This window comes from Rossellomorea sp. DUT-2 (assembly GCF_052665285.1).
Genome location: NZ_JBQPEO010000003.1, coordinates 790945 through 812697 on the forward strand (window position 1 = coordinate 790945; position 21753 = coordinate 812697).

The 21753-nt window shown below is 43.6% G+C and carries 19 protein-coding genes; 14 read left to right on the forward strand and 5 right to left on the reverse strand.

Annotated features, from left to right (window positions below; all coding sequences use genetic code 11):
• Positions 1 to 57: 57 nt before the first annotated feature.
• The 14 genes from ACOSV2_RS14900 (at position 58) to ACOSV2_RS14965 (ending at position 18350) form a co-directional block, all read left to right on the forward strand.
• On the forward strand, positions 58 to 408 hold the full coding sequence (locus ACOSV2_RS14900; RefSeq protein WP_428975789.1) for a MerR family DNA-binding transcriptional regulator: 351 nt from the start codon (positions 58 to 60) through the stop codon (positions 406 to 408).
• Positions 401 to 862 carry an SRPBCC family protein gene (locus ACOSV2_RS14905; protein ID WP_428975790.1) on the forward strand — a complete coding sequence of 154 codons (462 nt, stop codon included), beginning with the start codon at positions 401 to 403 and terminating at the stop codon, positions 860 to 862. Before ACOSV2_RS14900 ends, ACOSV2_RS14905 begins: the two co-directional genes overlap by 8 nt.
• 438 nt (positions 863 to 1300) lie before the next feature.
• The gene (gltB, locus tag ACOSV2_RS14910) at positions 1301 to 5899 is read left to right on the forward strand and encodes a glutamate synthase large subunit (RefSeq protein WP_428975791.1); all 4599 of its coding nucleotides are present in this window, start codon (positions 1301 to 1303) and stop codon (positions 5897 to 5899) included.
• 17 nt (positions 5900 to 5916) lie between these two features.
• Positions 5917 to 7404, forward strand: a complete 1488-nt coding sequence (locus ACOSV2_RS14915) for a glutamate synthase subunit beta (protein ID WP_428975792.1) — start codon at positions 5917 to 5919, stop codon at positions 7402 to 7404.
• Between the two features lie 246 nt (positions 7405 to 7650).
• Positions 7651 to 8697, forward strand: coding sequence for an ArsR/SmtB family transcription factor (locus ACOSV2_RS14920; RefSeq protein WP_428975793.1), 1047 nt, complete (start codon positions 7651 to 7653; stop codon positions 8695 to 8697).
• Between the two features lie 12 nt (positions 8698 to 8709).
• Positions 8710 to 9624: an ABC transporter permease subunit gene (locus ACOSV2_RS14925; protein ID WP_428975794.1), complete on the forward strand. Its 915-nt coding sequence runs from the start codon at positions 8710 to 8712 to the stop codon at positions 9622 to 9624.
• Complete coding sequence (locus tag ACOSV2_RS14930; RefSeq protein ID WP_428975795.1) at positions 9621 to 10514, forward strand: ABC transporter permease subunit; 894 nt, start codon at positions 9621 to 9623, stop codon at positions 10512 to 10514. The genes ACOSV2_RS14925 and ACOSV2_RS14930 overlap by 4 nt, the downstream gene beginning before the upstream one ends.
• Positions 10515 to 10646: 132 nt before the next feature.
• A complete protein-coding gene (gene nagE, locus ACOSV2_RS14935; protein WP_428975796.1) occupies positions 10647 to 12095 on the forward strand; it encodes an N-acetylglucosamine-specific PTS transporter subunit IIBC in 1449 nt (482 codons plus the stop codon).
• A gap of 247 nt (positions 12096 to 12342) precedes the next feature.
• Entirely contained in the window at positions 12343 to 13056 is a 714-nt protein-coding gene (locus ACOSV2_RS14940; RefSeq protein ID WP_428975797.1) for a DUF2161 domain-containing phosphodiesterase, read from the forward strand.
• A gap of 112 nt (positions 13057 to 13168) precedes the next feature.
• Complete coding sequence (gene shc / locus ACOSV2_RS14945) at positions 13169 to 15037, forward strand: squalene--hopene cyclase (RefSeq protein WP_428975798.1); 1869 nt, start codon at positions 13169 to 13171, stop codon at positions 15035 to 15037.
• A gap of 75 nt (positions 15038 to 15112) precedes the next feature.
• Complete coding sequence (locus ACOSV2_RS14950; RefSeq protein WP_428975799.1) at positions 15113 to 16051, forward strand: heme-dependent oxidative N-demethylase family protein; 939 nt, start codon at positions 15113 to 15115, stop codon at positions 16049 to 16051.
• Positions 16048 to 16536, forward strand: a complete 489-nt coding sequence (locus ACOSV2_RS14955; RefSeq protein WP_428975800.1) for a dimethylamine monooxygenase subunit DmmA family protein — start codon at positions 16048 to 16050, stop codon at positions 16534 to 16536. The genes ACOSV2_RS14950 and ACOSV2_RS14955 overlap by 4 nt, the downstream gene beginning before the upstream one ends.
• Positions 16533 to 17486: a PDR/VanB family oxidoreductase gene (locus tag ACOSV2_RS14960; protein WP_428975801.1), complete on the forward strand. Its 954-nt coding sequence runs from the start codon at positions 16533 to 16535 to the stop codon at positions 17484 to 17486. The genes ACOSV2_RS14955 and ACOSV2_RS14960 overlap by 4 nt, the downstream gene beginning before the upstream one ends.
• A 147-nt stretch (positions 17487 to 17633) precedes the next feature.
• On the forward strand, positions 17634 to 18350 hold the full coding sequence (locus ACOSV2_RS14965; protein WP_428975901.1) for an arylamine N-acetyltransferase family protein: 717 nt from the start codon (positions 17634 to 17636) through the stop codon (positions 18348 to 18350).
• Positions 18351 to 18392: 42 nt separating this feature from the next.
• Here ACOSV2_RS14965 and ACOSV2_RS14970 read toward each other — a convergent pair whose 3' ends face one another.
• From ACOSV2_RS14970 to ACOSV2_RS14990, 5 genes are all read right to left on the reverse strand, one after another.
• Positions 18393 to 18578, reverse strand: a complete 186-nt coding sequence (locus tag ACOSV2_RS14970; protein ID WP_113970100.1) for a hypothetical protein — start codon at positions 18576 to 18578, stop codon at positions 18393 to 18395.
• 92 nt (positions 18579 to 18670) lie between these two features.
• Positions 18671 to 18922: a YuzF family protein gene (locus ACOSV2_RS14975; RefSeq protein ID WP_428975802.1), complete on the reverse strand. Its 252-nt coding sequence runs from the start codon at positions 18920 to 18922 to the stop codon at positions 18671 to 18673.
• Between the two features lie 118 nt (positions 18923 to 19040).
• Positions 19041 to 20291: a helix-turn-helix domain-containing protein gene (locus tag ACOSV2_RS14980; protein ID WP_428975803.1), complete on the reverse strand. Its 1251-nt coding sequence runs from the start codon at positions 20289 to 20291 to the stop codon at positions 19041 to 19043.
• A 121-nt stretch (positions 20292 to 20412) separates the two neighbouring features.
• Positions 20413 to 21075: a VC0807 family protein gene (locus ACOSV2_RS14985; protein ID WP_428975804.1), complete on the reverse strand. Its 663-nt coding sequence runs from the start codon at positions 21073 to 21075 to the stop codon at positions 20413 to 20415.
• 194 nt (positions 21076 to 21269) lie between these two features.
• Complete coding sequence (locus ACOSV2_RS14990) at positions 21270 to 21743, reverse strand: acyl-CoA thioesterase (RefSeq protein WP_428975805.1); 474 nt, start codon at positions 21741 to 21743, stop codon at positions 21270 to 21272.
• Between the last annotated feature and the right edge of the window lie 10 nt (positions 21744 to 21753).

A 21753-nucleotide genomic window follows, 5' to 3' on the forward strand; every position in this document is an offset into this window, starting at 1 on the left:
AGGGATTGACCGTGTGGTGCACCACGTAGTTTATGATTTAAGTGTGAGGTGGAAAGAATGTACAAGGTGAGCGAGTTTTCCAAGATGACAGGACTGAGTAAGGAAACACTGCGTTATTACGCAGAGATCAAATTGCTGGAACCTGTATATATCGATCCTGCAAACAACTATCGCTATTATGATAATGGGTCCTATCTAGTGGGACGATTATTGGTCTACTTAAGGAGATTTAACTTTTCCATTCAAGAAATGTTAATCGTCGTAAATGACGAATCCTTTGAGAATCTGGAACAATTGATACGTGCCAAGAAACGGGACTTGGAAGCTGAGATAGAGCGCATACAAACAGTGATCGAAGAAATGGATGATTTCTTTGAGATGGGAATAGGAGAGGATAAGGATGATTAAATGGCATGAAGAACGGATCATTCCAGTCAACATTGAAACGATCTGGCAATTGTTTGAGATCGAGAACATTCAACGAATTATGCCGAACGTCGTTGAAAACAAGGTACTGGAGCTAAAGGAAGGCGTGGTAGGCTCCACCTACCAACAGAAATACAAAGAAGGGAAAAGAATCGAGACGTATATTGTAGAAGACCTCGAGTACGAGAACACCCCCGAGAAAAAACACAATAAAATTGGTTTCACACTTGCCAAAGCCTTTGAAATCGAAGCGGAATTCACCCTTCACAAAATAGACGACGGCGAAACCAGATTCGTCTATAAAGGCGAAAACAGGGGAGTAAACTTCCTGGGGAAAGTCTTATTAAAACTGGGCGGAGAAAAAAACAACAACAAAGTCGTCACCGATTTCATGGACCTTGTTGAAAGCGAAGCATTGAAAGAAGCGAATAAATAGCACAGAAGAGGGACGGACCTCCACGATTCGTGGAGGTCCGTCCCTCTTCATTTGGTTTGAATTTTGGTACCCGAGGGAAAAGAAGAAGGGTTTCAGCAGCTGAAATTCAGGGTATGAAAAAAATTTTTTAATTAAAATTTTGCATGAAAATTCATGTTGGGATTTGTTGAAAAATGTTCCAGTGAGCGGTTTTTTGTAAGCGATTTCTTTATGATTGCATCAAGCTTTAAAAGATTCTGAATATTGAGTGAAAACAAACATTTATATATCAAGGTTCAATCAGTCTATTACATATATATTTGGGAAAACCGCATTTTTTCCATTAACTTAATTTTTCGTTTTTTCTAAATTTCATGATATACTAACGAAAATTAAGAAAATTTAATTAACCGGTTAATTATTCAAACAATATACAAGTTTAGTAGAGGAGGACATTGGATGAAAACGAATCTTCCTGTAGCGCAAGGTATGTATGATCCTGCGCAAGAACATGAAGCATGTGGAATTGGAATGATCGCAAATATTGATGGGACGAAGAGTCATAACATCGTTCAAAATGCCATTAATATTCTATGTAACTTAGAGCACCGCGGAGGACAATCAGCAGATACAAGTACTGGTGACGGTGCAGGTATCCTCACCCAAATCCCTCATCATTTCTTCAAAAAGCAATGTGAGAAAGAAGACATCATCCTTCCGAGAAAAGGTGAATATGGAATCGGAATGGTGTTCCTTCCTGAAAATTATGAGAAGCGCATGAAGAGCAAAGAAATCTTCGAACGCATCATTGAAGAAGAAGGTCAGAAGACACTTGGCTGGAGACCTGTTCCCCTCAATGATTCCTTTGTCGGAAAAGTGGCTTCCAAGTCGAAGCCGTTCATCCGTCAGGTATTCATCGGCGTATCGGATGATATACAGTCCCGGATGGATTTCGAACGAAAGTTATATGTGATCCGGAAACGAATTGAAAAAGAAGTGGCAACTGTTGAGGGACAAGAAGATGTCTATCTTTGTAGCTTGTCGTCCACGACCATCGTTTACAAAGGGATGCTCATCCCGGAACAGCTCGATTCTTTTTATATTGACCTCAACCACCCTGAGTTCCGATCAGCTTTAGCCCTTGTACATTCCCGATTTAGTACAAACACTTTCCCGAGCTGGCAGAGATCTCATCCAAACCGATATACGATTCATAATGGAGAGTTCAATACATTAAGAGGTAATGTGAACTGGATGCGCGCACGTGAGAAGCTGTGCCAATCAAGTGCATTTAAAGAAGAAGATCTGGAAAAAATCCTTCCTGTTATTGATGAGACAGGCAGTGATTCCTCTATGTTTGATAACTGCTTTGAATTCCTTCATTTATCTGGAAGATCCCTTGCCCACACGGCCATGATGATGGTACCGGAGCCTTGGGAAAACGATGACACGATCCATCCGAAGAAAAAGGACTTCTACGAATATCATAGCTGTTTGATGGAGCCATGGGATGGACCGGCAGCCCTTGTGTTTACGGATGGAAAGCAGATTGGAGCCTGTCTGGACCGAAATGGACTACGCCCGGCACGTTATTATGTGACAAAGGGTGGCATGATCGTTCTTGGTTCTGAAGTAGGGGCCCTGGATATTTTTGCTGATGATATTGTGTACAAAGATCGATTACAGCCAGGGAAAATGCTGCTTGTTGATCTTGAAAAAGGAAGAATCATTCCTGATGAAGAGATCAAGCTGCGCGTTGCTTCCGAGCATCCGTACAGACATTGGCTGGATAATAATAAATTTGAACTTGAAGATCTACCTGAAACGACTCATGAACCAGTTCAACTGGATTCAGAAGAAGTGCGTTTGCAGCAGCAGGCTTTTGGCTACACAAATGAGGAGTTGAACAAAATCATCAAGCCGATGGTGACGGACGGCAAAGATCCGGTTGGTTCCATGGGATATGATTCACCTCTGGCAGTATTATCGAAAAAGCCACAGCTTCTTTATAACTACTTCAAACAGCTTTTTGCCCAAGTAACAAACCCACCGATCGATGCGATCCGAGAACAGATCATTACATCTGTAGGAACAACGATTGGAGCAGAAGGAAACCTGGTTGACCCCGGTCCTGAAAGCTGCAGGCATATCCATTTAAATTCACCGATTATAACCGGTGAAGAGCTTGAAAAGCTTCGTCATCAAAACGAAAAGGGCTTTAAAGCCGTTACTTTATCCATTTTATTTGATGTAACCGATGAAGAAGATCAGCTTGAAAGTACGCTGGATGTTCTGTATGAAAAAGCTGACCAGGCCGTTGAAGACGGTGCGACACTCCTTATTTTATCTGACCGTGGAGTTGTGAAGGATAAGGCAGCCATTCCAGCACTCCTTGCCGTTTCAGGGCTGCATCATCACTTAATTCGCCAGGGAACGCGTACGACTGTCAGCATCCTTTTAGAATCAGGGGAACCAAGAGAGGTTCACCATTTCGCAACCCTGCTTGGTTATGGGGCAGAAGCAATCAATCCGTATTTAGCCTATGAAACACTGCGCGATCTGATCGATAAGGGCGAGCTGCAGGATACCACTTACGAACAAGCGGTGCAAAGCTTTGTGAAATCAGGGACAGACGGTGTCATCAAAGTTTTATCAAAAATGGGGATCTCTACGATTCAAAGCTACCGTGGAGCCCAGATTTTTGAAGCGGTAGGCATTCATAAAGAAGTGATTGATAAATATTTCACCCGTACAGCGTCGAGACTCGGCGGGATAGGGATGGATATCATCGAAAAAGAAGTGCTCTTAAGGCACCGAAAAGCGTTCAATGAGCGAAAAGACAATCAACAAACATTGGATTCCGGAGATGAATTCCAATACCGGAAAAATGGAGAAGATCATGCGTACAATCCAAGTACGATTCACACTCTTCAACATGCATGCCGTACGGATAATTATGAGTTATTCAAAAAATATTCCAACATGCTTACAGACGAAAAGCAGAATCTTCAATCTCTTCGTGGACTTCTTTCGTTTAAAGAAACGAAGCCTATCCCGATTGAAGAGGTTGAATCAGTGGAAGAGATCTGCCGCCGATTTAAGACTGGTGCCATGTCATTCGGATCCATCAGTCAGGAAGCCCATGAAGCTTTAGCGATTGCCATGAATAAAATTGGCGGGCGGAGCAACTCAGGTGAAGGTGGGGAACATCCAAGCCGCTTCACCCCGGATGAAAATGGGGATTCAAGACGCAGCTCGATCAAACAAGTAGCGTCAGGACGCTTCGGTGTAACAAGCCATTACCTGGTAAATGCGGACGAAATTCAAATCAAAGTTGCACAAGGAGCAAAACCTGGTGAAGGTGGACATCTCCCTGGCAAAAAAGTTTATCCTTGGGTTGCTGAAGTGCGGGGATCTACTCCTGGAGTGGAATTGATTTCACCACCGCCTCATCATGATATCTATTCGATTGAAGACCTTGCCGAGCTGATTTATAACCTGAAGAATGCAAACCCGCAGGCCCGCATCAGCGTGAAGCTGGTATCAGCTGTCGGTGTTGGGACGATCGCTGCAGGTGTGGCAAAAGGCCGGGCGGATGTTGTGCTGATCAGTGGATATGATGGAGGAACGGGTGCAGCACCGAGAACGAGTCTGAAACATACAGGATTGCCGTGGGAGATCGGTCTTGCCGAAGCTCATCAGACCCTGTTACTGAATCGTCTTCGTGACCGGATTGTCGTCGAGACTGATGGGAAAATGATGACGGGCCGGGATGTTGTGGTTGCATCGCTTCTAGGAGCAGAAGAATATGGGTTCTCGACTGCGCCCCTCGTTGTTCTTGGATGTGTCATGATGCGTGTTTGTCATTTGAATACATGTCCAGTCGGTATTGCGACACAAGACCCTGAATTACGTAAAAAATATACAGGTGACCCTGAACATGTAGCGAACTTCATGCGATTTGTTGCCCAGGAAACAAGAGAGCTTATGGCTCAACTTGGTTTCAGAACGATCAATGAAATGATTGGCAGAACCGATATCCTTGAAGCAAACGAAGCCATTGATCATTGGAAAGGGAAAGGGATCGACCTCTCTGCTCTTCTGCATCAGCCAGATGTGCCTGAAAAGGTGGGCCGTTATGCGACAAGAAAACAGGATCACGAACTTGAGAAGACACTCGATTATCAAGAGCTGATTCCTCGCTGTCGCCAAGCGATTGAAACGGGAGAACCGGTTGAATGGACAACAGCGATTCGCAACATTCACCGTGTAACCGGCACGATGCTTGGAAGCGAAATTACAAAACGTTACGGGGCAGAAGGCCTACCGGAAGATACAATTCGCTTGACGTTTAAAGGATCAGCAGGACAAAGTTTCGGTGCCTTTATTCCAAAAGGTCTGACGCTGAGACTTGTAGGAGATTCCAATGACTTCGTAGGAAAAGGTTTATCAGGCGGGAGAATCATCGTTCATCCTGATCCAACCGCTACGTTCATCCCAGAACGAAACACGATCATCGGTAACGTTTCCTTCTACGGGGCGTCTGGTGGAGAAGCATATATTTATGGAGTGGCCGGCGAGCGCTTCTGTGTCCGTAACAGTGGAGCGCAGGTAGTTGTTGAAAGCGTCGGGGATCACGGATGTGAATATATGACAGGTGGAAAAGTGGTTGTACTTGGACTTACAGGCCGAAACTTTGCCGCAGGTATGTCAGGTGGAGTCGCCTATGTACTGGATGAGGATGAAAACTTTAGATCGAGATGTAATCAGGAGCTTGTCCTCGTTCAACCATTATTTGACCCGGAAGAAATGAAAGATGTATACGACATGATCGAGAAATACGTTCATTATACATCCAGCAACAATGGGAAGAAAATATTAGCGAACTGGGATTCCTACGTGTCAAAATTTGTACGCGTGATTCCGAAATCGTACCTCAAGATGAGAGAACGGATCAGTGAGCTTGAGAATAGTGGATTAGAGAAATTCGATGCTGAAATGGCAGCATTTGAAGAAGGTACAAAAGAAGAGAAAAAAGTGTTAGAACCAGCGAAATAAAGAGGGAGGGGGATATTATGGGAAAACCAACTGGGTTCATGGAATATAAAAGACATACTTTAGATGAACGACATCCGGCTGAAAGAACGAAGGATTGGAACGATTACACCTCTCCTCTTTCGGAAGAAGAAGTCAAAAAACAAGGGGCACGCTGTATGGACTGCGGCGTTCCCACTTGTCAGTCCGGGATGGAAATCAACGGAGCAACAACGGGTTGCCCCGTGTATCACTTAATACCGGAATGGAACGACCTGGTGTATCAGGGTCAATGGAAAGAAGCCCTTAAGCGCGAGCATCAGATGAACAACTTCCCGGAATTTACAGGTTTTGCTTGTCCGGCACCATGTGAAGGAGCATGTGTACTCGGAATCAATGAGCCCCCTGTAGCAATCAGAACCGTGGAACGCTCGATTATTGAAAAAGGGTTTGAAGAAGGCTGGGTCATTCCAGAACCACCCGAACACCGTACCGGTAAACGAGTGGCGGTCGTAGGTTCAGGTCCTGCAGGATTAGCCTCTGCTGCTCAATTGAATAAAGCTGGGCACCTTGTGACTGTTTTCGAAAAAAATGATCGAGTAGGCGGCCTATTAACATATGGTATTCCAGAAATGAAACTGCCTTATTCAGTCGTAAAGCGCCGCGTTGATATTTTAGAGGGAGAGGGCATTGAGTTCGTTACGAATACGGAGGTCGGAAAAGACTACACTGTCGAAAACCTGCGTGAAAACTTTGATGCAGTCATCCTGTGCGGAGGAGCGGCCGTTCATCGTGACATCCAAGTAGATGGACGAGATTTGAAAGGCGTTCACTACGCAATGGATTTCCTTCATTCCAATACAAAAAGCCTATTGGATTCCAACCTGGAAGACGGGAATTATATTTCTGCTGAAGGGAAAAACGTCATCGTCATCGGTGGTGGAGATACAGGTACAGACTGTTTAGCCACTTCTGTAAGACATAACTGTAAAAGCCTCACTCAGTTTGATATCTACGATAAAAAGGGTGCCATGCGGGATGAAGTCGGCAATCCATGGCCCCAATATCCAGTCATTCACCGGGTGGAGTACGGTCAAAAAGAAGCAGCTGAAGTACTTGGAGAAGATCCACGTGCGTACGCTGTCATGACCAAGAAGTTTGTCGGTGACGAACATGGTCATATCAAAGAAGTTCATACGATTAATGTAAAGCTTCGTTATGACGAAGATGGAAACAAAATCCGCGATGAAATTCCTGGAACGGAAAAAGTATGGCCGGCAGATCTTGTTCTTCTGGCAATCGGATTCAGTGGGCCGGAACAAGACCTGATCAAGGAACTTGAAGTCGAAACAAACAGCAATTCCACCGTGAAAGCAGAATACGGCAAATACCTGACCAACGTCGATGGAGTCTTTGCTGCAGGAGACATGCGCCGAGGCCAAAGCCTCATCGTCTGGGCCATCAACGAAGGCCGTGAAGCAGCACGCGAATGCGACCGCTACCTCATGGGTGGAACAGAATTACCTTAATAGAGGGACGGACCTCCGTCGGGCTTGATGCCTGACGGGGTTTTTTTTGCGTGTTAAAGAGGGACGGACCTCTGCTTTACAGCCCAACCACCAATCCGTAACCACACCATTTTTTCAATCAAACTTCAAGGTCCGTCCCTCAAACCCCTCTTGACAGATTCCTCCACATACCGTAAATTATGTTTAATTTATCCAGTTTTATAATTTGATTAGATTAATAACGAATCAGTTAAAGGTGGAGTTCTTATGGGAATTGAAATTGTGTTTTCACCATTTAATGAATTGGTGGCGAGTTTGCATGTGCTCTGTAATCCGGTTCATCATCCTTATCGCAGGAAATGGTCGATGGAGGTAGAGGCATCACTTTCAAAAGAGATGGTCTCTGATATTCGGATGATTGGGTCGTTGACCTATGAGTGGCTGTATCTCATGAACATCCGCAACGAATACAATCTTAATGAGTCCTCTACAGAAGAAGCTATCGAGTTTATTTGTTCCATGCCTGATGAGCCATTCGTTTTTTATATGCTGGGGGAGCAGTACAGTGTTGAATCGCTTCAAGGCTGGAGGAAAGATAATCGCATGTCGCCGCTTAACCATCATCAAAAGGATTTACTGAAACATCCGAAGCAGTGGAAGGACCGTATTCACCAGCTCCTATACGAATACAACGAAAAGATTTTCCAACGGGAATTGTTCCGTATACAGCCATGGATTAAGAGGGCATCCTCCACTTTCGAACAAAAGCTTGATCAGTCTTCTTTCGATGCACTGAATGAGCTTCATCCGGATGTTACGCTAAAAGGCTCAACCCTTAAGGTGCAAAAGGGTGAGACGTACCGTTTTTCTTTAAAAGAATATTCCCATCTCACATTGCAGCTTTCTACCTTCATTACCCCACATGTCATGCTCGGCGTATATCCTGGCAGGCTTTGCCTCGGATTGCACGTGGCAGTGCCTGAGACGGAAGCTTTAAATGATGAGCCTCCCACAGACTTAGTTCTCATGTTCAAAGCCTTGGGAGAATCAACAAGATTAAAGATTTTACGGGATGTTTTCATGCATCCGTACAGCACAAAACAGCTTGCGGCAAAACATGACCTTGCTGAAGCGACCATTTCCAGTCATATTAAAACTCTTCAACAGTCCGACCTGGTAACGAGTGAACGGAAAGGCTATTACATCTTTTATTCAGGAAACAGAGAGAGAATGGAGTCACTGCGGGCGGATCTTAGTCAGTTCATCTCGCTTCCTAAATTAGAACAATTTATTTATGAGTCTGATTTAACTTAAGGGGTTATGTTCATGTTGAAATTCGTAAAAGGAATTGGGCAATATGGATTGACGTGCACAGGCATCATTCTCCTACTGGCTTCTCCTTCATTGATTGGAGGCCTAAAGACCTTTACATCAACTATTCTAACGATTATGAAAAATATTCTGCAGCCGCACACACTTTCATATTATGTACATTCAGAAACCCGGTCCTACGCCGGAATGCCTGAAGTGAGGTCCGAGGAATTCCATCAGCAGATGGTCACAATAGACTTATTTCCCTATATAGCAGATTCCTATTTTTATAGTTTATCCTTGCTATTGGGAAGCTTTATTATAGCCATATCCATTGTCGCAATGGCGAGTTTGATGTATATTCATTGCCATCCATCATTGAAGAAAATAACACTTGCCACTGTTGAAATTCTTGAATCACTTCCAGACGTCTTTTTTATCTTTAGTATTCAATTATTTGTTGTGTGGTTTTATAAACAGACAGGGGTTGAACTTGCGGCAGCCTATTCCACCGATGATGAACCGGCTTATCTCTTACCGCTTTTAACCTTAAGCATCGTTCCGGGCATTTATCTCCTGAAAATGAACGTTCTATTCATGAAAGAAGAGATGGAGAAGGATTATGTACTCTTTGCAAAATCAAAAGGGATCTCCGGTTTTGCCATTTCGTTTCATCATATTATAAAAAATACGGTCATGGAGTGCCTGGCTCATTTACCCGTCATCATCCTTGTCTTGCTCACCAATCTCGTTGTCCTCGAGTTCCTGTTTCATAGCAGTGGGATCATGAGATTCATCATGGGAGAACAGCCAGCGGCATCCCGGGCATTCATGCTGATCCTCTTCATGACACCACTTTTTATAGTGATAAAAGGTACAATCCATTACCGGGAGCGATTTTATGGAACGAAGGGAGGAGGGAAGGCTTGAAATCATTAAGGGTGCTTCCAGCTTATCTACTCATTTTGACTTTTCTCGTGAGCGTCATCTGGCCGATTGTAAAAGAAGAGCCCGTCGTCAAGCCATTTCTGTATGACGAAAATGGGGCTGTGGTGGACACTACTCCATACCCCCCTTCAAGCCTGTATTGGCTTGGAACGGACCGGGAAGGCCATGATTTATTTTATTTGTTGGTGATTGGAGCGAAGTGGACGATGTTATGTGCGTTACTGGTCACCTTATGTAGAATCATCATTGCGACTTTCCTTGGTGTGTGGCTTAAAAACTGGTTCACTTCATCATGGATGGAAGGACTGCTACAAGCATTCACGTTCGTGCCCCAGTCATTGGTAGCGATCATCTGGCTGTCCCCATTTTTGCTGTATGAGTTGAGAACTGCACCACCCCTTACAATGACCGAATCTCTCCTTTTACAGCTGATTGTTCTCACTATGGCAGGTGTACCTACTACAGCAAAGATGATCGGAGAGACTGTACGGCATATTCACTCCCTTGATTTTATGGATAGTGCACGAGTCCTTGGTGGATCATCCTTTCACCTTGCAAAAAGGCATGTTTTCCCTCACATCTTCCCCAGACTCATCATTTTGACGGGCAGGCAGCTCGTACAGGTTCTCAACCTGTTGCTGCACCTCGCTATTTTTCATATTTTTATAGGAGGGACGGTCATTACTTCGGGACAGGAGCATGATCAGTTCAATGCTTATTCAAGCGCGACGTATGAATGGGCCGGATTAATCGGAAGTCGATACGGAGAATTGTTGTTGGAGCCGTATATCGTGTTTTTTCCTGTAATGGCTTATTCGTTATTGATCCTGTTGGTCAATTTGACGGTCAGACATTTGGAAAAATCCTATTAAAGGGATTGAATATTCCTCCATATTCACTTCTAAACAGGTAGGAACCGGAATAGTTTTTATGGGAGAGGTTCTGTCCTATTTTCTGGACAAAGCATCTTGAAGTGAAAAATAGACTGATAGGGGGAAAACAAAATGATGAAATATCTTCAGCGCATTGGTCGTTCGTTGATGCTGCCGGTTGCCGTTTTGCCGGCTGCTGCGATTCTGATGGGGATTGGGTATTGGATCGATCCGACTGGCTGGGGCGCGGATAGTCCGATTGCCGCTTTCCTAATTAAGGCGGGCGCTTCAATCATTGATAATATGTCGATTCTGTTTGCAGTCGGTGTAGCACTGGGTATGGCCAAAACGAAGGATGGTTCTGCAGCACTGAGCGGGTTGGTCGCTTATCTCGTGATTACGACACTCCTTTCAACGGATTCAGTGGCTCTGCTTCAAGGAGTCGATGCCGCGGCGGTCAATCCGGCATTTGAGAAAATCGGGAATCAGTTTGTCGGGATACTGTCAGGGATAGTGGCCGCGAGTATGTACAATCGATTCAGTCACGTGAAGCTTCCGGATGCACTTGCCTTTTTTAGCGGAAAACGATTGGTTCCGATCATGTCGGCAGTTGCCATGCTGGTAGTATCAGGCGTGATGCTGTTCGTTTGGCCGGTCATCTATACTGCTCTGGTATCATTCGGGAAGGAAATCAGTGGGCTCGGCTTCACTGGTGCTGGTTTATATGGATTCTTTAATCGATTATTAATTCCTACTGGATTACATCATGCCTTGAATTCCGTGTTCTGGTTCGACGTTGCCGGTATTAATGATATCGGGAACTTCTGGTCGGGTAAGGGTGAAAAAGGTGTGACGGGTATGTATCAGGCTGGGTTCTTCCCGGTTATGATGTTTGGTCTTCCTGCAGCGGGGCTTGCCATCTATCATGCTGCAAAGCCAAGTAAGAAGAAGCAGGTGGCGTCACTTATGCTGGCAGCCGGTTTTGCTTCCTTTTTCACAGGAGTGACAGAGCCTCTGGAGTTTGCCTTCATGTTTGTGGCACCTGCCCTTTATGTAGCACATGCTGTGTTGACAGGATTATCCCTGGCCATGGCTTCCTTCTTTCAATGGACGGCCGGGTTCGGTTTCAGCGCAGGGTTCGTCGATTTTGTCCTGAGCTCAAGGCTCCCGCTAGCGAATCTTCCGTACATGCTGCTCATACAAGGTGTCGTATTTGCCCTTCTCTACTATTTCTTGTTCCGTTTCATGATCGCGAAATTCAATCTTATGACTCCGGGCCGTGAAGAGGATAATGAAGATGCAGTAGTGGAGAGTGCATCTGTGCATACTCAAAGCGATAAGTTTGCTGTGATGGCCTCGGAGATCTATGCAGGACTCGGCGGAGATGAAAATGTAACATCCGTTGATAACTGTATTACAAGATTGAGAGTGGAAGTGAAGGACATGGATGCCGTGGATCAGGCGCGAATCAAAGCGACAGGGGTTCCGGGTATTCATGTGGTTGGGCAAAATAGCATTCAAGTGATCGTCGGGACGTCGGTGCAGTTTGTGGCTGATGAGATTGAGAGGATTCGAGGGTAGGGATTGTATCATGTGAAAGCTGGAAAAATGTGTCGGAATCTGCAGAATGGCAGATAAAAGATGATTTTGGCAGATATATTTCTCAAATGGCAGATAAATCATCGAAATGGCAGATAAACGAAACCAAAAGCCTTCCACCCCAACTCCCGTACCATGAGTTGGGGTCTCTTTTTCTCCCAAACTGCAAAAATCTCTCGAATAGTCTATACTTTACCCTATAGAATTCTTTCCTAGAAAGGTTTTTACCATGAAGAAACTTAAAGAAATGGATCTTTATCAACCGATCCAAAAACATTTTCATAAACAGGGTTATCAGGTGAACGGTGAAGTGAACGATTGTGATGTAACTGCCTTTAAAGAAGACGAACTTGTGATTGTAGAATTAAAGCTGTCATTGAATGTCGAGCTTCTTATTCAAGCGACAAAGCGGCAGAGACTCACAGACCTTGTGTACATTGCGATCCCGAAACCAAAGCGCCCCCGGTCAAAGCGGTGGAATGATGTCTGTCACTTGGTCCGCAGATTAGAGCTCGGTCTGATCACCGTTTCGTTTACAACGAAAACGCCAAAGCTTGATTTTGTCATACATCCGGAAACCTTTGACCGGAGTAAGAGTATGAAGAACAGCAAGCGGAAACGGGCGGCTCTTGTAAAAGAAATCGAAGGGCGCAGTGCAGATTACAATGTAGGTGGCAGCAATAAAACGAAAATCATGACAGCTTACAAAGAAAACTGCATTCAAATCGCCTGTTACCTGGAAAAACATGGTCCCATGTCACCGAGGAACTTAGCCAAGTTAGGCACGGGTGCGAAAACTCCATCCATTCTTCAGAAGAATTATTACCGATGGTTTGAGCGGGTGAAAAGGGGAGTTTACCAGATAACGGAGCAAGGAAAAAAAGAGCTTGAGAAGTATCCCGAACTTGTAAGCTATTACTCAAAGAAAATAGAAGAACAATAGAAAGAGCCTGCCCTCCGCAACCGGAGAGCAGGCTCTTCTTTGCATCTCACTACTAGTACCCGCATTCTTCACATATACATTACATCAGACCAGATATCGGGAGGATAAATGTATGAGAAAGAAGATTGAGAACACGATTCATAAAATGGTTAGTGATCTTCAGCATAAACAAAATGCAGACGGAAGCTGGTTCTTCTGCTTTGAAAATAGCGTGATGACCGATGCGTATATGATTATTCTTCTACGTTCCCTTGAGGTGAATGATGAAGAGCTTGTGGAACGGCTGGTGAAACGCCTTTGGAAAGTGCAAACAAGGGAAGGGACATGGAAGCTTTTTGAGGATGAGAAGGAAGGAAATCTGTCTTCAACAATTGATGCTTACTTTGCCCTATTGTTTAGTGGATTGGTGGAGAAGGAAGACAAGAGACTGGAGAAAGCCCAGCGTTTCATAGAGAAAAAGGGGGGCATTCACGAGGCGCATTCGATTACGAAATTCATGCTTGCCATCCATGGACAATATGATTGGAGGCATTTGCTTCCGGTTCCCATCGAATTTTTAATGATTCCCAAGCAATTCCCCTTGAATTTCTGGGATTTCAGCAGCTATGCACGAGCTCATTTGGTACCATTACTGTTGCTGAAGGATCAGGGATTCTCGTTAAAATCAAACAGCATTCCACAAATACACCATCTGTCCCGGGCACCACATGAAGTAAGATACAGTGATAGGGAGCTGAAATTATTTTCGAAAATCAACGAGGGCTTGCAGTCCTTAATAAGTATTCCGTCTCATCTGCATCAACAGGCAAAGCAATTTGCCCAGCAGTATATGCTGCAACGAATCGAATCAGATGGAACTTATCTTAGTTACTTCAGCACGACTTTTTATATGGTATATGCCCTGATGGCTTTGGGATGCAAAAAGAGTGACCCTATAATTGTTAAGGCAATGAGTGGATTAAAAGAGATGGCCTGTGAAACAAAGAGGGGGCACCATATTCAAAACTCTCCTTCAACCATCTGGGATACAGCTCTAATCAGCTATACCCTTCAGGAAGCGGGGGTGGATGCACGAGACCACTCCATAGAGAAAGCGGTGGAGTACCTTCTAAAGAAACAACATTTTCGGTATGGAGATTGGGCGATGGAGAGCGCTATGAAGCCTGGTGGCTGGGGCTTTTCAGAGAGCAACAGCATTCACCCTGATGTGGACGATACGACAGCTGCGCTCAGGGCGATAACTTACTCCGCTGCTGAGAATCCACTTGTCCGACAATCATGGGATCGTGGGCTCGAATGGACACTTGGCATGCAGAATCGTGATGGGGGCTGGCCGGCTTTTGAAAAAAACAAAACAAAAGGCATTCTAACCTCCTTTCCAATGGACGGGGCAGAGGCAGCGGCAATCGATCCTTCCACCCCTGATCTAACAGGAAGAACATTGGAATTCCTGGGCAGCCGGGCAGGAATGACCAAGGATCATCCACAGGTGAAAAGAGGGCTTCAATGGCTGAAGCTGATGCAAAAGGACGATGGATCCTGGTACGGGCGCTGGGGTGTCTGCTACATCTATGGAACATGGGTGGCCATCACGGGAATGAAAGCAACGGGAGTACCCTCTTCTGATAAACATATCCAAAGAGCAAAAGCTTGGCTGGAAAGCATTCAACACAAAGACGGTGGCTGGGGGGAATCCTGTTACAGTGATGAGGAGAAGAAATACGTGCCTCTTTCTTTCAGTACCCCTTCACAAACAGCATGGGCACTGGAATCTCTCATCTGTATCGAAGACAAACCAACCCCTGCTATTGACTTGGGGATCATGGCGCTTCTCGAATTAATGAACGGAGAAGAGGATGACTCATCCAAAACGTACCCCACAGGAGTCGGTCTTCCAGGAAATTTCTATATACATTACCATAGCTACAGGTCGATTTGGCCCCTGATCACACTCAGCCGGTACAAGGAGAAATACGGGTGAGGGACGGACCTCTTGAGGTCCGTCCCTCCATGGGATAAAATAAAAGTAAGAATTTTCAGATAAAGGTGTGGTTGTATGGTGAGAGTGGATTCGTTTCCTTATCCCTTTAAGGGGGATGTGTATCGATACTCGAATAATTCGGTTCCTTTAGAGGAGCAGAGTAGTGTGGAGGTTACATCGTCTTATCAAAAAGAAATCAGGCATAAACGGGAACTGCTTACGCAACATCCTGAGCGGTGCTTTCAATCTCAGCAGCATACCTTGAAAGCTCAATGGGAAATAACAGAAATGGTCATTCAACATCTCACTACGTATTATCCTCAACAGTTTTCCCTTGAAAAAAATGAGGGGAAATGGACGTTCCACAATCACATTCTAAATGAACAAACAACTTTTATACTCCGGGATGAATCCACTTTATCCATGGAGCCACTCGATTTTATCGGTCGGCATGTGCAAGAGGACCTGATTTTGATGATGCAGCGGGACGGGGATTTATATTTGGATGCGGGGCAGCTTTGTTTCCCTGCCAATTGGTCCCTTGCTTTTAATGCAGGAATGAATTTCAAGGAAATTCATAAGCCAATCCCGGAATTTAAGGAAGTGGGATTAGATCAGCGAATTCTGACGTTTTTAATGCGTATGGAAGCAGGAGACCCTTGGGTCAGGCGGAACTGGTCGTTAATGGCGGGGGATCGTTTGGATACATCTCTTGAAACCTTCGATCAGTGGGGGAAGGATAGAAGGGCGGTTACGGGAGAAAATGTAGGCGGATTCGTTCATTTGAGGGTAGAAGTGCAGAAACTGTTCCGTTTACCGGGCTCGAACGGATTACTATTCACGATTCATACCCACCTCCTCTCACTGGAAAAGTTCACTCGGAATCCAGAGTGGACCGAGGAGTTTTATCAAATCCTACAGGAGCTTCCTCCACATATCTCTGATTACAAGGGGATTTCCCTTTTTAAAAAAGAGGTTGTCGAATACTTGAATGATAAGCGGGTGATGAAATGAAGACCGAGAAACAGCCAGTCTTCGTCACGAACAAACGAAAGTATTTATTTTGTGGTGATAATAAGGGGTTGGAACGACTGACTCCCATCATAAAAAAAGTGAAGAAGGAGAATATCTCCCTTGAAGTGGTGTATCTTGGTGAAAAGGAAGAAACCGATATCTCACTGTGGTTGCGAAATCAGAGGATGGGCAGTTTTCTATATGTAGCAATGGAGTGGAGTAAGCTCGAAGATGTTAAACACCTGGCTGTGGAATGTGGTTTTTCTGAAGAGGAAGCGCAGTTTATTGGACACGGTGTCAGAATGATCGATGTATTCTGTTGCAAATGTCATCAGAAAACAAAGATGAATAGCGAGGGTTTGGGTAAACTCCCGACGACCTGTTTCCATTGTCACTTAAAGCTGTCCGTTTCCGATCATTACTCTACATTACGAGGGTCATACCTCGGTTACGCTACCTTAGAAACAGGGAGTGATCATAGGTGAATCTACATAAAACCATCCCCGTCCAAGTCAGGTCCATTCATCAGGAAACCACTCACGTTAAAAGGTTTACGCTTGTTCATAAACATGACGAGCCCCTTCCTTATTTTAGCGGGGGATCCCATATCACTACATATGTTGAGCTGGATGGACAAACCATTGCCAGGTCGTATTCCTTAACGAACCCACCTGGTCAAACAGCCGCCTATCAAATCGCCATCCGTCTAAATGAATCTTCCCAGGGAGGATCTCTGTATTGGCATGAACGGGTGAAGGTGGGAGATACCTTACGAGTAGGTTTTCCACAAAATCATTTCCCACTGAGTTTTAAAGCAAAACATCATGTATTCTATGCCGCGGGAATCGGCATCACCCCTTACATGTCCATGATGGCAGAGCTTAAGGAGGAGGGACGGACCTTCGAACTCCATTATGCAGTGAAATCGAAAGAGGCTTGCCCTTTTTACCCCTTTCTATCGGAAACCTATCCTGAGCAGACTCACTTTTATTTTTCAAAAGAAAAGAGATTAACAGATGCAAGTCTTTGGGAACACAGAGTGGGAACCCACGTATACTTCTGTGGTCCACCTTCATTCATCGAAGAGTTTACCAGAAGTGCCCTTGAGATCGGATATCCTTCATCGAGTATTCATTACGAGCGATTCACCCCTCCACGGTCATTAATACGTAGAAGATTTCAAGTGGAATTAACGAATGGTCAAATCGTTCCTGTTTCAGAAAAAGAGACTTTGTTAGAGGCACTGCTTAAGTCAGGGATCAAGGCTCCCTATTCCTGCCGGGCTGGACGGTGCGGAACGTGTGAAGTAATAGTGTTAGAGGGAAAAGTCGATCATGCTGATTCTTTTTTGAGTGAGGAAGAACGGAGTGGACATCGCTCGATTTTGTCATGTGTATCCCGTGCACAGTCTGGGAAGTTGCGAATTCAGTTGTGACAATGGCATACGTGGTGTTTTTCTAATAAAGTAAATAATAAACAGTTACACCCTAATGGAGAATGATACTTATGAAATGGAGGGCTCACCATCACCGATCTAAATACATTATTTCGCAAAAGAATACATTATCCAACCACCGCGAAAATAACCTTTCAACAACTAGATACCATTTTAGAAGAAACAGCTAAAAGCATCCCATTCGAAAATCTATGCGTGATCGGAAATACATTCAACGATCTTACCAAAGAAAATCTAATGAATAAAATGCTCGTGAAGAACGAAGGGGGCCTATGTTATGAATTGAATTCATTGTTTTATTTATTTTTGATCGAAAATCAATTTGATGCATCTCTCGTTCGTGGAGTCGTTTACGATCATGATAAAGAGCAGTACCAGACGTTAGGAAGAACCCATGTGGTCATTTTAGTCACTCATAAAGATACAGCATATGTGATTGATACGGGGTTTGGAGGAAATCTCCCGTTAAAACCAGTACCATTATCGGGAAAAGCGGTCGTTTCTTCAAATGGGGAGTTTAGAGTTAAAGAGGCCGACAGTCCCCATGGAGATTATATCTTTGAAATGAAATTAAAGCATAAGCATTCGGAATGGAGAACCGGATATGCTTTCGATTCGGGGGACCTCATAAAGGATGTCACTCAATTGAATGACATTCAAACAATTATTTCCACACATTCAGGTTCCCCTTTTAACAAGCATCCATTGCTGACAAAACGGACTGATAACGGAAATGTAACGTTAACCGATACGTCCTTTACACAATGGAAGGATGGAGAGATGGAGAAAGAGGAAATCGATCATGAAAGATATCAAAAACTACTGAACATCTGGTTTGAATAATGAGCATAAAAAAAGACTCAGAAAAAATCTGAGTCAATATCTTTACTTGCCGAGTATTTCCATAACGCCTTTATATATAAGGAAAAGAGAGAATATGAGAATTGCCAATATGCCAATGATGTTCGTTACCGGGGCAATGCTCGCTAAAAAAGTACCTGCTAAAGGAGCTTTCAACAATGCAAATCCGGATAAAATACCTGCTACTAATAAAAGGATAAAACGATCCATTCTGTCATGCCTCCTCTCAGGATAGTATATGTCGGAGGGAAGGGGAAGTTGAACCCAAGATTATCGGTTTTACTTACTAACAGATGGCCTATTTACACAGGCATTATGGAGACGATTTGTTGAATCCTTACGAAAAAGACAGAGTCACCAGCTTTTAAGCTGATGTGATCTGGTTGAACCTCGATCAAGTCGCCTCGAATCGTATCTTTCGTTGTCTCCACAATGAGCATTTTTCCCATAACGGACTGCAGTCTGCTGACGACGAATGGATCAATCAACGTGGTATACGAAGTATTTACATTCGTGCCCTGGTTACGATTATAAGGGTGATAATAGCTATACATGAGGCACTCTCCTTCATAATGAAATTTATAGGGTATCCATTCATTTGTATGTAGTAAGGGTGGTTTGTAGTATTTTTACGAAGAAAGGAATGAACCCTGGTAATATTGGGTCCATTCCTTACTCTAATTCGTAATAACTTATCTCATTGGACATCTTATCGGATGCAAGTTGGAACCCTTTCTCTCTCTGTCCGGTTTTTACATAGTACAAAAATAGTTGTCTTTCATAATGCTGATACATCAATTGACTCCCCGTTTCTTTGAAATGGGGGAGAGCTGTATTTTCAATATACTCATATAGTTCTTTTTCATTTCCCTTTATGGTCAGCAAGTAAATCTCAAAGAATACGTAAGTGGGATCCTGATGCTCAGTTGCCATTTTCAGTCCTTTTGTCGCTAAGTGATTGAGTTCCCGGGAAGATAGTAGATTCCCTTTCATACAAGCAAGTATATATCCACTGAGCGTAACTAAATAATGCGATGCCGGGGTTTCGTCATTGATAAGATTTAATGCTTCTTCATAGGATGCCTTTGATTCAGAATATCGTTTTCTCCTGAAATATTCGAATCCAAGATTATTATGTATCTTATGCGCCCGATCGTTTGAATTGACGGATTCACAGACCCTGAGGAGCTTATCGTACTGTTGTTTTGTTTCTTCCATATCAAAGGGTTCTTTGGCATTCAATTGAATTAGAATCAGTGTTTCTGAATCGATGACCCTCAGGATATTTAATGTTTTTTGGAAAAAGTGCAGTGCTCTTTGCCCATAATAATAAGCAAAGGTGTTTGAATGAATCGAATGATAGGCTAATGCCAAATGAAAATAATATTCGGAGTTCGGATATTCCTCGTCGATCTGTTTTAATACTTTGATGCAAGAGTTAAACTGCCTTGTCGAATGATAATAGATCCCCTTGACATGGAGCAATAAATTTTGTTCAAAGGGGGAAAGCGTGTAGTTTTTATGTTCGAACATGGACAGTATTTCTTGTGCTTTTCCATGTTTATTCAAAAATAAATAATATCTTGCTAAGAAAAGATTGTATTGAACAATGAAATCAGATAGATACCTTAAAGGTTCTTTTTCAATTTCCCCTTTGAATTGATGGATTTCATTGGTTCGAATCATAATGATCGCATCGTTCCATTCTGATAATTTAACCTGTAAGGAATGATAGCGGGAACGTTCAACATCCAGATTGATTCCAAGTTTTTTTGCAAGTAAATCAGTAATTTCACTAGAATACTCTGTGATGCCTCTTTCGATTTTACTTAGATGGGTGGTGGAACAGATCCCCTGTGCGAGCTGCTCTTGAGTCAAACCCGAATCTTCGCGATGAAATTTAATTAATTTACCTTCAATCATAGTACACCCCGAGTGACAGTTTATTTATCATTATAGGGAAATATCTTTGTTTGTTCTATAGATGGGGGACAAGACGGAGGTCTGAAGGCAAAAACATCCAAATTTAATACTAGCTCTGTTACTAAACTGATTTTCTCTCTTCTTCATCCAATTCAGTCCGCACTTTTTTCACCAATTGAGGAGAATCCTGTATGATCTTCCCTATATAAATGAAACCAGCCACGGTAATCCCGGTCATGATCCAGCTGAAGGCTTGGCGGAGAATGATCCCTTTATCGAATGCTTCAACCCCGTACTCCACGATAAGCCATGCATTAACAATTGCCTGAATCCCGCTTCTTAAGGCAAAACACAGGGTGATTAATTGAAAGATTCGAAAGAGAGGCTTTTTGTAGTAGAGTCGCTTACTAAAGGTTCGGTCGTATCCTTGAAGCTCTGCAAAGTCAAGTCCAAAGAAAAGGGAAATCGGTTTTCTGAACAACATGGTGATGAAGAAAAACAGACTTAAAGCAGCGGCATAGTATACATTATTCCATAGGAGTTGGATGGAGGAACCAGCCAGTACGTCAATCAGAGTACCGACAACCAATGTGACTAAAATGAACAAGCCAAACGTATTTACTTTCTTCATTTCGATAAATCGATAAACCGTATAGATGATTCCTGGAACAGAGGAAAGGAGCATGGCATAGTAATCTCCAATGTAATCCCTCAATATGTTCCATGCGAAAAGAGGTAGTGCCACATAAATCAACAAGTCCAATAAGACAAAATTCCTTTTCAACTTTATCCCTCTTCCTTCTTTTTACTGTTACTTTTCATACGGACAAAAGGGGAAGAAGTTTCACAATATGAGTTTTCTTTCCAAATGAGTCCCAATTCTCATTTGAAAGTTAGATGATAATTCTTTTAAAAACACTCAGAGCTTAGAAAACTCTGAGTATTATTATATTAGTTAGTCAGTGAATCAGAGATTGATTATAAAATTAGCGCGCGATTCTTTCTATGCTCTTTTCGCAAAGGAGCCGTTTTGAATAGTCTCGTTTCTTCTTCCGTTTGAGGAATGACCATTGGCACCGGCTTCGGTGTTCCCTTTTCATCAACAGCGACCATTGTAAGGAAAGATTCTGTCGTCAGGGTTTTGACACTCGTTACGAGATTCGTAGAGTACACCTTTACATACACTTCCATTGATGTTCTGCCTGTGGAAGTGACGTATGCCTCAAGACTTAAAGCGTCGCCGACCGTGGCGGATGATAAGAAGTCGACGGAGTCGATCGATGCCGTGACGACGACTGAACTGGAGTGTTTCATGGCGGATAGTGCCGCAATCTCATCAATATAGGATAAAACCTTCCCTCCAAATATGGTTTGCATATGATTGGTGTCAGGCGGCAATACCAATTTTGTTTGTATGGTTCGTGAACGTTCAACTGAATAAGCTTGTTCCATTTCCTCATCT